We start from the raw sequence: 13,597 nt of genomic DNA, 5'->3' as shown, positions 1-13,597 counted from the left end.
TCAGTCCTGGCGTGCGGCGGGCGGAGGCGGAAGGGTCGCGGCGAGCAGCCCGGCCGACTGGCGGGCCAGGGCCGCGATGATCCGGCCGGGCAGCCAGCCGGGGCCGAGCGCGGCGGCGGCCCGCTCGGCGGGGTTGCCGGCGGTGTCGGCGCCCGCGCCGGGGTGCGCGGTGATCGGGCTGAGCGCGTCCAGCAGCTCCGCCGGACGCGGCCGGGCGGCCGGATCCCGGGACAGGCAGGCCGAGACGACGGACCGCAGGGCGGCCGGCAACTCCTCCCGTTCCGGCACGGTATGGCCGGTCGCGGCGTAGGCGAGGGTCGCACCCAGGGCGTAGATGTCGCCCGCCGGCTGCGGGTGCCCGCCGGCTGCCTGCTCCGGCGGCAGGGTCCCGGACTCCAGGCCCGGCAGCCCGGAGCGCGCGGTGCCGTCCGCGGCCGCGGCGCGTACCGCCCCGAAGCAGGTGAGCCGGGGCCCGTCCGCCGCCAGCAGTACGGCCGCGGGCGAGACTCCGGCGTGGCTCAGCCCCTGCCCGTGCCCGATGATCAGGGTCTCCACGAGGGCGGCGCCCAGGGCCCGCACGGTGCGTTCGGGCAGCGGGCGGCCGTGCACGGCGAGTGCGGCCGGCAGCGGGACCACCGGGACGTACGGGCGGGCGTGCCAGGGCGCGTCACCGGGCGCGGCGAGCTCGGCGACCGGGGCGGACCACGGTCCGAGCAGATAGCGGGAGGCCTCCGCCTCGGCCAGGAACCGGCCGGGGTCGGCTCCGGGGAGCGGCAGCCCGACCAGGACCGTGCGGTCGCCGTCCGCGCTCCGCCCGATGAACCGCCGCTCGGGTACGGGTACCTGGGACGCCTCGTCGTCCAGCCGGCCCAGCACCGCGTACGGGCCGATGAAGACCGGCGCGCCCGTTCGCGCTCCGGCAGCCGCAACTGACGCCTGCATGCGCACCATCCCCCGTCGACGACACAGCGCGCTGAGCCTAACCCGGGCGTGTCGCGGGGCCTCAGGGGGTGTCGACCGGAGCCGGGGAGCGGGGAGTTCGGGCGCGGGGCGGGTGCCGGTGGGGGTGCTTTCAGACCGTGCCGGGCGCCGCCGCCGGCGGCCCGTTCGGGGCGCCCTCGGGGCCGCCGTCGCTCTCCTGCCCGCTACGGCCCTCCCCGTACGCCACCAGCGTCAGCACGATCAGCCCCAGCACGACGCTCATCGCGAGGAAGGCGACCCAGCCGACCAGGCCGACGGCGAAGGCGCCCAGCAGACCGTGCACCACGGCGGCACCGATCAGGGCGATACGGGCGAAGCCGCCCGGGGCGCGGTCGCGCACCGCGGTGCGGATCAGGACGGCGGCGCAGAACAGGAGGTAGAGCCCGAAGAGGACGCCGCCTATCCAGGAGCCGGCGGACATCGCGCGGGGCTGCAGCCCCGCCAGCGACATCTGCTGCCGGTCCACGACGATGCTCAGGATCCAGTTGAGCAGCACGATCCCGAAGGCCTCCAGGATCAGTACCACCGCTGCGGCCGCCGCCACCGGTCGTCGTGCCATCACCCCGCCCACCCACTTCCGGAAGACATCCGTTACCGCGAGTACAAAGACATCGGGCACGCTACTAATGGGTAATAGCCAGGGCAAGGGTTCTGCGCGAGTGGGTGCGGACGACTGCGGGCGACGGTCCGGCGGCACGCCGACGGACGGAGCCGGCGGCAAAGTTTTCTTCGGCCATTCGTAGGGACTCCACAAAGAATTGACGATCCGCTGGATCCCGGAAGTTCGAGACCTAGGCCACACCGCGTCTCGCTCCGGAGCCCGTGGATCCGGGCCTACCCTGGGATACCAGGGGACTTAGGTCCCTCACTGGCGCTCCGGGCACACTCCGTGTGGGAAAGCTCACCCCAGGGAACGGGTCGGCACGCGGTGTCGCCAGTCCCTAAAATCGCCGCATCCCTATTGATGCGGCGAAGCGCCAAGGAAGGACCCATCGTGCGCAAGGTGCTCATCGCCAACCGTGGCGAAATCGCTGTTCGCGTTGCCCGTGCATGCCGGGACGCGGGGATCGGCAGCGTAGCCGTCTACGCCGACCCCGACCGGGACGCTCTGCACGTACGCGCGGCAGACGAGGCTTACGCCCTGGGCGGTGACACTCCTGCCACCAGCTACCTGGACATCGCCAAGGTCCTGGCCGCCGCCGCCGATTCGGGCGCGGACGCCATCCACCCCGGCTACGGCTTCCTCTCCGAGAACGCCGAGTTCGCCCAGGCCGTCCTGGACGCCGGGCTGACCTGGATCGGCCCTCCCCCGCATGCCATCCGCGACCTCGGCGACAAGGTCGCCGCGCGGCACATCGCCCAGCGCGCCGGTGCGCCGCTGGTCGCCGGCACCCCCGACCCGGTCTCCGGCGCGGAGGAGGTCGTCGCCTTCGCCAAGGAGCACGGCCTGCCCATCGCGATCAAGGCGGCGTTCGGTGGCGGCGGCCGCGGCCTGAAGGTCGCCCGCACCCTCGACGAGGTCCCCGAGCTGTACGACTCGGCCGTCCGTGAGGCGGTCGCCGCCTTCGGCCGCGGCGAGTGCTTCGTCGAGCGCTACCTGGACCGCCCGCGGCACGTCGAGACCCAGTGCCTGGCCGACAAGCACGGCAACGTGGTCGTGGTCTCCACCCGCGACTGCTCGCTGCAGCGCCGCCACCAGAAGCTGGTGGAGGAGGCCCCCGCGCCGTTCCTGACGGACGAGCAGAACGCCGAGCTGTACCGCGCGTCCAAGGCCATCCTCAAGGAGGCCGGCTACGAGGGCGCCGGCACCTGCGAGTTCCTCGTCGGCCAGGACGGCACGATCTCCTTCCTGGAGGTCAACACCCGCCTGCAGGTCGAGCACCCGGTCACCGAGGAGGTCACCGGCCTGGACCTGGTCCGCGAGATGTTCCGGATCGCCGACGGCGAGGAGCTCGGCTACGACGACCCGGCGGTGCGCGGCCACTCCTTCGAGTTCCGCATCAACGGCGAGGACCCGGGCCGCAACTTCCTCCCGGCACCCGGCACGGTCACCCGCTTCGACGCCCCCTCCGGTCCGGGCGTGCGCCTGGACGCGGGCGTGGAGTCCGGCTCGGTCATCGGCCCGGCCTGGGACTCCCTGCTGGCCAAGCTGGTCGTCACCGGCGCCACCCGCGCGCAGGCCCTGCAGCGCGCCGCCCGTGCCCTGGCGGAGTTCCACGTGGACGGCATGGCCACGGCCATCCCCTTCCACCGCGCGGTCGTCAAGGACCCGGCGTTCGGCCCCGAACTGACCGGCTCCGCGGACCCGTTCACCGTCCACACCCGCTGGATCGAGACCGAGTTCGTCAACGAGATCGCCCCGTTCGCCGCGCCCGGCGCGGAGGAGTCCGAGGCCGACACCCGTGAGACGGTCGTCGTCGAGGTCGGCGGCAAGCGCCTGGAGGTCTCGCTGCCGTCCTCGCTCGGCATGCCGCTGGCCCGCGCCGCGGTCGCCGGTGGCGCCAAGCCCAAGCGCAAGGCCGCCAAGAAGGCCGGCAGCGCCGCCTCCGGCGACGCGCTCGCCTCGCCGATGCAGGGCACCATCGTCAAGGTCGCCGTCGAGGAGGGCCAGCAGGTCACCGAGGGCGAGCTGGTCGTCGTCCTGGAGGCGATGAAGATGGAGCAGCCGCTGAACGCGCACCGCTCCGGCACCATCAAGGGCCTGACCGCCGAGGTCGGCGCCGCGCTCACGTCCGGCGCGGTGATCTGCGAGATCAAGGACTGACCCGGTAGTTCCGAAACCTTCGAGGGGCTCGTGGCGGTGGACCGCCGCGAGCCCCTCGAACGTGTCCGGGACCTTCCCCGCGCCGCCGCCGGCGCCCGCGCTACGAGTTGCCCACCACGTCCTCCGGGAACGTCAGCCGCTTGTCCATCCACTCCAGCGCGGAGGGCACCTCGCGCCGCCAGGTGGCGAAGTTGTGGCTGCCGTGGTCCAGGACGACGGCGTCGGCCTTCATCGGCGGCCGCACCGCGGCCAGAAAGGCCCGAGCGGCCGGGTAGTTCTTCTCGCCCGTACGGCTCGTGCCCACCAGGACGCTGACCTGCGGGGCCGGCAGATGCCGCAGCCGCCACACCAGATCGTGCTCCTGGCGGCGGCGGACCCGGTCCCGGCCGTCGCCGAAGAGGTTGCCGGTCGTGGGATCGTTGCTGACCTTGTAGTCGGGCGAGAGGGCGGCCGCAGCGGTGTAGGTGCGGTCGTGCCGCATGCTGAGCTGGAGGGCGCAGGAGCCGCCCGAGGAGTAGCCCAGCACACCCCAGCCGCCGGGGTCGTGGCCGATCCGGTAGTGCGACTTCAGGGCGTCGGGGACGTCGCGGGCGAAGAAGGTCTCGGCCTGCGGGCCGCCGGGCACGTCGACGCACTGGGTGTCGCGCGGCGGCGCGATGGTGGGCCGCAGCATCACGATGACGGTCGGCTGCATCCGGCCGGCGCGGATCAGCCCGGCGGCGGTCTGCGGCAGCCGCAGATGCTGGGCCAGCAGGAACGTGCCGCCCGGGTAGCCGCTCAGCGCGACGATGACGGGGAAGCGCTGGCGGGCGTACTGCGGCTGGAAGTACTGCGGCGGCAGATAGACATAGGCCGGGTCCACCGCCCGGGTCCGCTTGCCGACGATCCGCACCGCCTCGACCTTGCCCACCTGGTCCGGCGGGCCCTTCGGCAGACCGTGCACCTTGTCCAGCCCGTCCGGGCCCGACGCCTGGACCAGGCCCTTGGACGGGTCGCCGGCGGGCCCGGCCATACCGCCGTCGCCCCACTTCCCGGCGGCGGCCGGCGCGTCGTCGTACAGGCCGAGCAGCTCGTGCCAGGAGCCGTAGAACTGGAAGTTGGCGTTCACCGCCAGGCCCAGCGCCGCCACGATGGTCAGCTGGGTGGCGGCGATCGAGCCGAGCCGCCCCAGGAGCGCCCGCGGCCCGCGCCCGGCGAACCGCGGCCACAGCCAGAGCGTGAGTCCTACGCAGACCACGGCGACCGCGGCCATGGCGTACAACAGCGACCGGCTGGTCAGTCCCATGACGTTTTCCCCAGATGTCCGGCGCCGCGCGCCGCTCCCCGGCGGCCTGGCACGGCGTCCTCCCGGGTCTCCGGAACAGCCCGGAAGACCTCATTGCGCCAGGTTTGATGTCTCTTGACGGCGCGGCGTTGCGGCCCGCCCGAGGTGTTCGGCCGCGCGACCACCGCGGTACGCCGCGACTTCACGCCCCGTGCGCCGTCCGTCCACCGGGCGGGGCGCGGGCGCACCCTCCGGGACAACAGGAGGGCACCTCCGGCATTCCTTGCATACCGCACCGGAACACCCCCCGATCGGGCAATGGCATCCTGGATCCACCGGGCCGCAAACCGGCCGGGTCGAGGAAGGACGGCGATGGCGACGGAGACGGCAGGGCAGCGGCAGGCGGCGCGGGGTCCGATGGCGGCCGCACCGGCGCGGACACACGACGTACGCCCCATGCGGGCCGACGCGCGCCGCAATTACGAACGGCTGCTGACCGAGGCCCGGACGGCCTTCACCGAGCACGGCACGGACACCTCACTGGAGGACATCGCACGCCGCGCCGGTGTCGGCATCGGCACCCTCTACCGGCACTTCCCCAACCGCACCGCCCTGATGGGCGCGGTCTTCCAGAGCGAGGTGGAGGCCCTGCTGGCATACGCCGGCCAGTTGGCCGACGCGCCCCAGCCGTGCGCCGCGCTGGTCGACTGGCTGCGCGCGATCATCACCCACGCCAGCACCTACCGCGGGCTGTCGCGGGCTCTGATGACCGCCTCGGCGGACGAGAGCTCGGGGATGGCGCGGTGCAGCGTGCCGATGCGGGAGGCCGGCGGCGCGCTGCTGGCCCGTGCCCAGCAGGCCGGGTCGGTACGCCCGGATGTGAGCATCGGCGATCTGATGCAGCTGACCAACGGCATCGCGCTGGCCGTCGAGGAGTCCCCGGACGATCCGAAGCTCGCCGATCGGCTGCTGAGGCTCACCCTGCGCGGACTGAAGCCGGAGAGCGGCTCCTGCTAGGAAGGCGCGCTGCCGGCAGGGCGCCTTCCCCGGGCCGGCCGCTCGCCCCGTCGGTCGCGCTCAGCGCCGCCGTGGCGCCAGATCGGCGACCCGGCCACCGCCCGGTGACTCGCTCAGCGACGCCGCCGGGCGCAGCTGCGGCGCACCGCCCGCGGCACCCGGCGCATGGCTGCGCCGCTGGCCCGGCAGCGGGACGTCCCGCCGCGGTCCTCTGCGGTCACCGGCGGTGCCGTCCAGGCCCGGCTGACCGGTCGCATGCCCCGCGCCCGGACCACCGGCGACGGCGATCTGGACCCCCTGGTCGGCCAGCGCCTGGAGTTCGGTGGCGGCGCGGTCGTCGTGGGCCGGCGGCTCGTCCGTGACCAGGCGAGTGATCACGTCCGTCGGCACGGTCTGGAACATGGTGTCGGAGCCGAGCTTGGTGTGGTCGGCGAGCACCACCACCTCCCCCGCCGCCTGGACCAGCGCCCGGTCGACGCTGGCGGAGAGCATGTTGGAGGTGGACAGGCCGCGCTCGGCGGTCAGACCGCTGCCCGACAGGAAGGCGCGGGACACCCGCAGGCCCTGGAGGGACTGCTCGGCGCCGCTGCCGACCAGCGCATAGTTGGAGCCGCGCAGGGTGCCGCCGGTCATCACGACCTCGACGCGGTTGGCATGGGCCAACGCCTGGGCGACGAGCAGGGAGTTGGTGACGACGGTGAGTCCGGGGACACGGGCGAGCCGGCGGGCCAGCTCCTGGGTGGTCGTTCCCGCGCCGACGACAATGGCCTCGCCCTCTTCGACGAAGCCGGCCGCGAGATCGGCGATGGCCGTTTTCTCCGCGGTCGCTAGATGGGATTTCTGCGGGAATCCGGATTCCCTGGTAAAACCTCCCGGCAGGACCGCACCGCCGTGCCGGCGGTCGAGCAGTCCCTCTGCCTCCAGCGCCCGCACATCCCGCCGTACGGTTACTTCGGAGGTCTGGACGACGCGGGCGAGCTCCCGGAGCGAAACCGCCCCGTTGGCGCGCACCATTTCAAGGATCAATTGGCGACGTTCTGCAGCGAACACGAAACTGACAGTAACGCCAACGACCGTCTGTTTTCAGCAGGTTGCACCAATTAACGGAAGTTGTTCACAGCGCAAGGCCTGACGTGGTATGCGGCGCGCATATGTCGCGCCTACGTCGAACTGCCGCGCGGCGCCGCCCGCTTGCTGCCTGGTCAGCCGCCCTGACGGCCGGCGCGGCGGCGCATCGCCGCCGCGGCCCGGCCGCCATTCCATGCAGGGACGTTTCATCCCCAGTGCTCACGGGGGGCACAAAGTTTTCAATCGCCTATGGGCGCCCGGCTGTCGCTTCTTTGTCGCTTGCCCGCCGGTTACTCTCCGGCGGTCTTACGGGAGTGCAACTGGCGGGCGACCTCGGCGATCGAGCCGGACAGCGACGGGTAGACCGTGAAGGCGCTGGCGATCTGCTCGACGGTCAGATTGTTGTCGACCGCGATCGAGATGGGGTGGATCAGCTCGCTGGCGCGCGGGGAGACCACCACACCGCCGACGACGATGCCCGTGCCCGGACGGCAGAAGAGCTTCACGAAACCGTCGCGGATGCCCTGCATCTTCGCGCGCGGGTTGCGCAGCAGCGGCAGCTTCACGACCCGGGCGTCGATCCGGCCGCCGTCGACGTCGGCCTGGGAGTAGCCGACGGTGGCGATCTCGGGGTCGGTGAAGACGTTCGCGGAGACGGTCTTGAGGTTCAGCGGCGTCACCGCGTCGCCGAGGAAGTGGTACATCGCGATCCGGCCCTGCATCGCGGCGACGGACGCCAGCGCGAAGACGCCCGTGCAGTCGCCGGCCGCGTACACGCCGGGGGCGGTGGTGCGCGAGACCTTGTCGGTCCAGACGTGACCGGAGTCCTTGAGCTTGACGCCGGCCGCCTCCAGGCCGATCCCCTCGGTGTTGGGGATCGAGCCGACCGCCATCAGGCAGTGCGTACCGGAGATCGTCCGGCCGTCGGCGAGGGTGACCTCGACGCGGTCGCCGACCCGCTTGGCGGACTGTGCCCGCGAGCGCGCCATGACGTTCATGCCGCGGCGGCGGAAGACGTCCTCCAGCACGGCGGCGGCGTCCGGGTCCTCGCCCGGCAGCACGCGGTCGCGGGAGGAGACGAGGGTGACGCGGGAGCCGAGCGCCTGGTAGGCACCGGCGAACTCGGCGCCGGTGACACCGGAACCGACCACGATGAGCTCCTGGGGCAGCTCGTCGAGGTCGTAGACCTGCGTCCAGTTCAAGATCCGCTCGCCGTCGGGCAGCGCGTCGGGGATCTCGCGGGGGTGCGCGCCCGTGGCGATCAGCACCGCGTCCGCGATCAGACCCTCGGACGTGCCGTCGGCGGCGGTCACCGTCACCTTGCGCGAACCGTCCGGCGCCTGGCCCGGCTCCAGCCGGCCGCGGCCGCGCACGACCCGGCCGCCGGCACGGGTCACGGAAGCGGTGATGTCATGCGACTGGGCGAGCGCCAGGCGCTTGACGCGTCGGTTGACCTTGCCGAGGTCGACGCCGACGACCCGGGCCGGCCGGTCGATGTGCGGCGTGTCGTCCTCGACGATGATGCCGAGCTCCTCGTACGAGGAGTCGAAGGTCGTCATCACCTCGGCCGTGGCGATGAGGGTCTTCGAGGGCACGCAGTCGGTGAGCACCGACGCCCCGCCCAGACCGTCGCAGTCGACGACGGTCACCTCCGCGCCGAGAGAGGCCGCCACCAGGGCCGCTTCGTATCCGCCGGGTCCGCCACCGATGATCACGATCCGAGTCACGTACTCCATTGTCCCGCACGCCCGAAGCTCCCTCTCGCCCGGGGGCTCCGTGTGCGCCCCGCAGTCGTCCGGACGCCCTCCGCACAGCCCTGTCGTACGAACCTCCGGTACCACGAGCCCGGCGGGCAACCTCCCGTACCCTCGGAACCATGTCGCTCTACGCCGCGTACGCCGGCAACCTCGACGCGCGGCTGATGTCGCGCCGCGCACCGCACTCGCCGCTGCGCGGCACCGGCTGGCTCAACGGCTGGCGGCTGACCTTCGGCGGCGAGCAGATGGGGTGGGAGGGCGCGCTGGCGACGGTCGTCGAGGACCCGGGCTCCCAGCTCTTCGTCGCGCTCTACGACATCGCCCCCATGGACGAGGAGTCCCTGGACCGCTGGGAGGGCGTCGGTATGGAGATCTACCGGCGGATGCGGGTGCGGGTGGACACCCTCGAAGGCGACGAGACGGCCTGGATCTTCGTGCTCAACGGCTACGAGGGCGGACTGCCCTCCGCCCGCTACCTGGGCGAGATCGCGGACGCCGCGGAGTCCGCCGGCGCCCCGCACGACTATGTGATGGAGCTGCGCAAGCGGCCCTGCTGAGGGGCGGCCGGGCGGGCCGGGACCGCAGCGCGTCCGGGGCCGGGGCCCGAATGCGTCCGTACGGGTGTCGCGACGCGCCCGGGGGACGGGCGTTTGGCAAATGCCACAAGACAACGATCCCAGCACCGTGGGCAGCGACATCTACGCGCGTAGGGGATTACCGGCTACCCTCGTCCGCGTGAACGCATCTGTTACCCCGGACATCGCGCGCGACCCACAGGGTGCCGCCGCCGACGCCGCCGCCCGCCTGCGCGAGCTGACCGGCGCCGAGACCCACGACGTCGCCCTGGTGATGGGCTCCGGCTGGGCGCCGGCCGCCGAGGCCCTGGGCGCGCCCGAGCACGAATTCCCCGTCACCGAGCTGCCCGGCTTCCCGCCCCCGGCGGTCGCCGGCCACGGCGGCAAGATCCGCTCCTACCAGGTGGGCGCCAAGCGGGCGCTGGTCTTCCTGGGCCGTACCCACTACTACGAGGGCCGCGGCGTGGCCGCCGTCGCGCACGGCGTCCGTACCGCCGTGGCCGCCGGCTGCAAGACCGTGGTGCTCACCAACGGGTGCGGCGGCCTGCGCGAGGGCATGCGCCCCGGCCAGCCGGTCCTGATCAGCGACCACCTCAACCTCACCGCCACCTCCCCGATCGTCGGCGCCAACTTCGTCGACCTGACCGACCTGTACTCGCCGCGGCTGCGCGCGCTGTGCAAGGAGGTCGACCCGAGCCTGGAGGAGGGCGTCTACGCCCAGTTCCCCGGCCCGCACTACGAGACCCCGGCCGAGATCAAGATGATCCGCACCCTGGGCGCCGACCTGGTCGGCATGTCCACGGTCCTGGAGGCCATCGCCGCCCGTGAGGCGGGCGCCGAGGTGCTCGGTCTGTCGCTGGTGACGAACCTCGCCGCCGGCATGACGGGCGAGCCGCTCAACCACGAGGAGGTGCTCCAGGCCGGCCGCGACTCCGCGACCGCGATGGGCAGCCTGCTCGCCCAGGTGCTCGGCAAGCTCTGAGCCCCCGCGGCGCTGCGGCGTCACGGCCGGCGGCCGCGGCGGGTGCGGGCCGCGTCCCGGGCCGGTCCCCACGGGCCGGCCGGACGCGCCGCCCGCCGCGCCGGCCCGCCACCGCCGCCCCGGCACCGCATTGGCCGGTTCTGCGGCTCCCCGCACGCGCCCACCGGGTAAACGTGACGAGCCGGAGCGAAGCCGTGCCCCCGGGCACCCGCAGCGCGCCCCCACCCCGCATCCACCGTCAGGAGCATCACGTGGCTACCGATCCCGCGGAGCTGATCAACCGGGCCCAGGCATGGCTGGCCGAGGACCCCGACCCGGAGACCCGGGACGAGCTGTCCAAGCTCGTCGAAGCCGCCGGCGACCCCGGCACCACGGCCGAGCTGGCCGCGCGGTTCGCCGGCACCCTGCAGTTCGGCACCGCCGGGCTGCGCGGTGAGCTGGGCGCGGGCCCGATGCGGATGAACCGCGCGGTGGTCATCCGGGCCGCGGCCGGCCTCGCCGCGTACCTCAAGGCCAAGGGCGAGGGCTCGGGCCTGGTCGTCATCGGCTACGACGCGCGCCACAAGAGCGCCGACTTCGCCCGCGACACCGCGGCCGTGATGGTCGGCGCGGGCCTGCGCGCCGCGCTGCTCCCGCGCCCGCTGCCCACTCCCGTACTGGCCTTCGCGATAAGGCATCTGGGCGCGGTGGCCGGCGTCGAGGTCACCGCCAGCCACAACCCGCCGCGCGACAACGGCTACAAGGTCTACCTGGGCGACGGCTCGCAGATCGTGCCGCCCGCGGACGGCGAGATCGCCGACGAGATCGCCGCGATCCGCTCGCTGGCCGACGTACCGCGCCCCGAATCCGGCTGGGAGACCCTCGACGACACCGTCCTCGCGGCCTACCTGGCGCGCACCGACGCCGTACTGACCCCCGGCTCCCCCCGGGACGTGCAGGTCGTCTACACGCCGATGCACGGCGTCGGCCGCGACACCCTCCTCGCCGCCTTCGACCGGGCCGGCTTCCCGGCCCCCGCGGTCGTCGCGGAGCAGGCCGAGCCGGACCCGGACTTCCCGACGGTCGCCTTCCCCAACCCGGAGGAGCCGGGCGCGATGGACCTCGCGTTCGCCACCGCCCGATCCCAGGGCGCCGGCGAGGTGGACATCGTCATCGCCAACGACCCCGACGCGGACCGCTGCGCCGTCGCCGTCCCGGCCCCCGGCACGCCCGAGGGCTGGCGGATGCTGCGCGGCGACGAGGTCGGCGCCCTGCTCGCCGCCCACCTCGTCCGCAAGGGCGCGACCGGCACGTTCGCCACCACGATCGTCTCCTCCCAGCTGATGTCCCGCATCGCCGCCGGCGCCTCGCTGCCGTACGAGGAGACGCTGACCGGCTTCAAGTGGCTGGCCCGGGTGGACTCTCTGCGGTACGCCTTCGAGGAGGCGCTCGGCTACTGCGTCGACCCGCAGGGCGTACGCGACAAGGACGGCATCACCGCCGCCCTGCTGATCGCCGAACTGGCCGCGGAGCTGAAGGCGGCCGGGCGCGGCCTGCCGGACCTGCTGGACGGGCTGGCCGTGGAGCACGGGCTGCACGCCACCGACCAGCTCTCGGTCCGCGTCGAGGACCTGTCGCTGATCTCCGACGCGATGCGCCGGCTGCGCGAGCAGCCGCCGACCGCGCTGGCGGGCCTGACCGTGCACCGCGCCGACGACCTGAACGAGGGCAGCGAGGCGCTGCCGCCGACCGACGGCCTGCGCTACTACCTCTCCGGTTCCGCGGAGGCCGGCATCGAGAGCGCCCGCGTCGTCGTCCGGCCCAGCGGCACCGAGCCCAAGCTCAAGTGCTACCTGGAGGTCGTGGTCCCGGTGGAGTCGGCGGACGGCCTGCCGGAGGCACGCGGCCGCGCGGCCGGGACGCTGGCGGCCATCAAGGAGGATCTGTCGACGGCGGCCGGGATCTGAGAGCCTTCTGCTCTTCTCACGCCATGCGCCCCGCTCCCGGGTTCACCGGGGACGGGGCGCGTTGCGTTGAGCCGTCTTCAGTGCTCGACCACGTACGACACGAAGTCGGCCCACGCACCAGCTGTGAAGCCGAGGCGGGGCCCCTGGGTGTTCTTGGAGTCGCGGACGTGGATGAGGCCGGGGGCGCTGGCGACTTCGACGCAGTCGTTGGGGTTGCTGGTGTCGCTGTAGCTGCTCTTGAACCACTGCAGCTCGGAACCATCCCCGGCGGAGAGCTTGTGGATCATGATTCTCCCAGCACTTGCTCGATGAAGGCCAGCGACTCCGCTGGCGCGAGAGCTTGTGCCCGGATGATGCCATACCTCAGCTCAAGGATGCGGAGCCGCCTGGGGTCGGAAACCGGACGACCAGCGAACTCGTCGTCAATGCGCCCAACAGCCGAGCCGTCAGCGAACTTCAGCACCTGAATCCGCCCGCCGGTTCCCGGGTGGTTCCACCGCACAATCGGCATCACCTGGATCTCGACGTAGGGCAACTCGGCTAGCTGCAGAAGGCGTTCTAGTTGCCGACGCCATACCGTCACACCCCCGACGGGGCGCCGCAGCGACGCCTCCTCCAGCACAAAGCTGAGTTCAGGGGCGAGCGCCCGCTCAAAAATCGACCGTCGGGCTATGCGCGCGGTCACGGCTCGCTCCAACTCATCCTGGGACAGTGCGGGGCGCCGCGTACCGAGCAGCGCCCGCGCGTGATCCTCCGTCTGCAACAACCCGTGCAGGCTGTGACTGCCGTACGCCAAGAGCTCGACCGCACGCTCCTCCAACTTCGCCAGCTCCCGTACCTTCTTCGGGTACCGGGCCTCCGCCACATCCCGCTTCATGGCGGCCAGCTTCCCGCCCGCCCCCAGCACTTCGTCCGCCCTGTCCAGGAACTCCGGCCGGGGGATGCGGCGCCCGCCCTCCACCTTGTAGATCAGGTCCTCCCCGTACCCGATCGCCGCCCCGAGCTCCGCGGCCCGCAGTCCGGCCGCCTCGCGCCACGCCTTGAGCTGGCGGCCCACCGTCGCCACCACCGCCGCCCCCGACTCGTCGTCCGGATCGACGTCCCAGCCCGGCTCGTCCGCCCCGGTCTCCCCGGTCCCCACGCCCTCGCCGTCCACGCTCATCCGCGCCCACCTCCGAGATCCGTTCCAGGTCAACGCCCCGACTCACCGCGATGTCACTCCGGACAGCCGGGACAGCACCGG

At 72.9% G+C, this 13,597-nt stretch carries 12 protein-coding genes; 5 read left to right on the top strand and 7 right to left on the bottom strand.

Annotated features, from left to right (window positions below; genetic code table 11):
• Positions 1-942 (bottom strand): serine/threonine protein kinase, encoded by a 942-nt coding sequence (locus WAB15_RS26075; RefSeq protein ID WP_407287738.1) that lies wholly within the window; start codon positions 940-942, stop codon positions 1-3.
• Between the two features lie 130 nt (positions 943-1,072).
• The gene (locus tag WAB15_RS26070; RefSeq protein ID WP_407287737.1) at positions 1,073-1,540 is read right to left on the bottom strand and encodes a hypothetical protein; all 468 of its coding nucleotides are present in this window, start codon (positions 1,538-1,540) and stop codon (positions 1,073-1,075) included.
• Between the two features lie 435 nt (positions 1,541-1,975).
• Between WAB15_RS26070 and WAB15_RS26065 the strand changes: the two genes are divergently transcribed.
• Positions 1,976-3,745: an acetyl/propionyl/methylcrotonyl-CoA carboxylase subunit alpha gene (locus tag WAB15_RS26065; RefSeq protein WP_399150192.1), complete on the top strand. Its 1,770-nt coding sequence runs from the start codon at positions 1,976-1,978 to the stop codon at positions 3,743-3,745.
• Positions 3,746-3,845: 100 nt separating this feature from the next.
• On the opposite strand, the gene WAB15_RS26060 is transcribed toward WAB15_RS26065, so the two are convergent.
• The gene (locus tag WAB15_RS26060; protein ID WP_399150193.1) at positions 3,846-5,030 is read right to left on the bottom strand and encodes an alpha/beta hydrolase; all 1,185 of its coding nucleotides are present in this window, start codon (positions 5,028-5,030) and stop codon (positions 3,846-3,848) included.
• 396 nt (positions 5,031-5,426) lie between these two features.
• Here WAB15_RS26060 and WAB15_RS26055 point away from each other — a divergent pair, with 396 nt between their 5' ends.
• Complete coding sequence (locus WAB15_RS26055) at positions 5,427-6,026, top strand: TetR/AcrR family transcriptional regulator (protein WP_407289300.1); 600 nt, start codon at positions 5,427-5,429, stop codon at positions 6,024-6,026.
• Between the two features lie 60 nt (positions 6,027-6,086).
• Here WAB15_RS26055 and WAB15_RS26050 read toward each other — a convergent pair whose 3' ends face one another.
• Together WAB15_RS26050 and WAB15_RS26045 are read right to left on the bottom strand one after the other, a co-directional pair.
• A complete protein-coding gene (locus WAB15_RS26050; RefSeq protein ID WP_407287736.1) occupies positions 6,087-7,076 on the bottom strand; it encodes a DeoR/GlpR family DNA-binding transcription regulator in 990 nt (329 codons plus the stop codon).
• A 308-nt stretch (positions 7,077-7,384) separates the two neighbouring features.
• Complete coding sequence (locus tag WAB15_RS26045; RefSeq protein WP_399150195.1) at positions 7,385-8,830, bottom strand: NAD(P)H-quinone dehydrogenase; 1,446 nt, start codon at positions 8,828-8,830, stop codon at positions 7,385-7,387.
• 140 nt (positions 8,831-8,970) lie between these two features.
• Here WAB15_RS26045 and WAB15_RS26040 point away from each other — a divergent pair, with 140 nt between their 5' ends.
• The 3 genes from WAB15_RS26040 (at position 8,971) to WAB15_RS26030 (ending at position 12,354) form a co-directional block, all read left to right on the top strand.
• On the top strand, positions 8,971-9,408 hold the full coding sequence (locus WAB15_RS26040; protein ID WP_399150196.1) for a gamma-glutamylcyclotransferase: 438 nt from the start codon (positions 8,971-8,973) through the stop codon (positions 9,406-9,408).
• A gap of 178 nt (positions 9,409-9,586) precedes the next feature.
• On the top strand, positions 9,587-10,408 hold the full coding sequence (locus tag WAB15_RS26035; protein WP_384442674.1) for a purine-nucleoside phosphorylase: 822 nt from the start codon (positions 9,587-9,589) through the stop codon (positions 10,406-10,408).
• A 251-nt stretch (positions 10,409-10,659) separates the two neighbouring features.
• A complete protein-coding gene (locus tag WAB15_RS26030) occupies positions 10,660-12,354 on the top strand; it encodes a phospho-sugar mutase (RefSeq protein WP_407287735.1) in 1,695 nt (564 codons plus the stop codon).
• A 77-nt stretch (positions 12,355-12,431) separates the two neighbouring features.
• Here WAB15_RS26030 and WAB15_RS26025 read toward each other — a convergent pair whose 3' ends face one another.
• Together WAB15_RS26025 and WAB15_RS26020 are read right to left on the bottom strand one after the other, a co-directional pair.
• On the bottom strand, positions 12,432-12,641 hold the full coding sequence (locus tag WAB15_RS26025) for a DUF397 domain-containing protein (protein ID WP_407287734.1): 210 nt from the start codon (positions 12,639-12,641) through the stop codon (positions 12,432-12,434).
• Entirely contained in the window at positions 12,638-13,516 is an 879-nt protein-coding gene (locus tag WAB15_RS26020; protein WP_407287733.1) for a helix-turn-helix domain-containing protein, read from the bottom strand. Before WAB15_RS26020 ends, WAB15_RS26025 begins: the two co-directional genes overlap by 4 nt.
• Between the last annotated feature and the right edge of the window lie 81 nt (positions 13,517-13,597).

Source organism: Streptomyces sirii, assembly GCF_045690365.1.
Classification (GTDB): Bacteria; Actinomycetota; Actinomycetes; order Streptomycetales; family Streptomycetaceae; genus Streptomyces; species Streptomyces sirii.
This window is presented reverse-complemented; position numbering and strand designations above follow the sequence as displayed.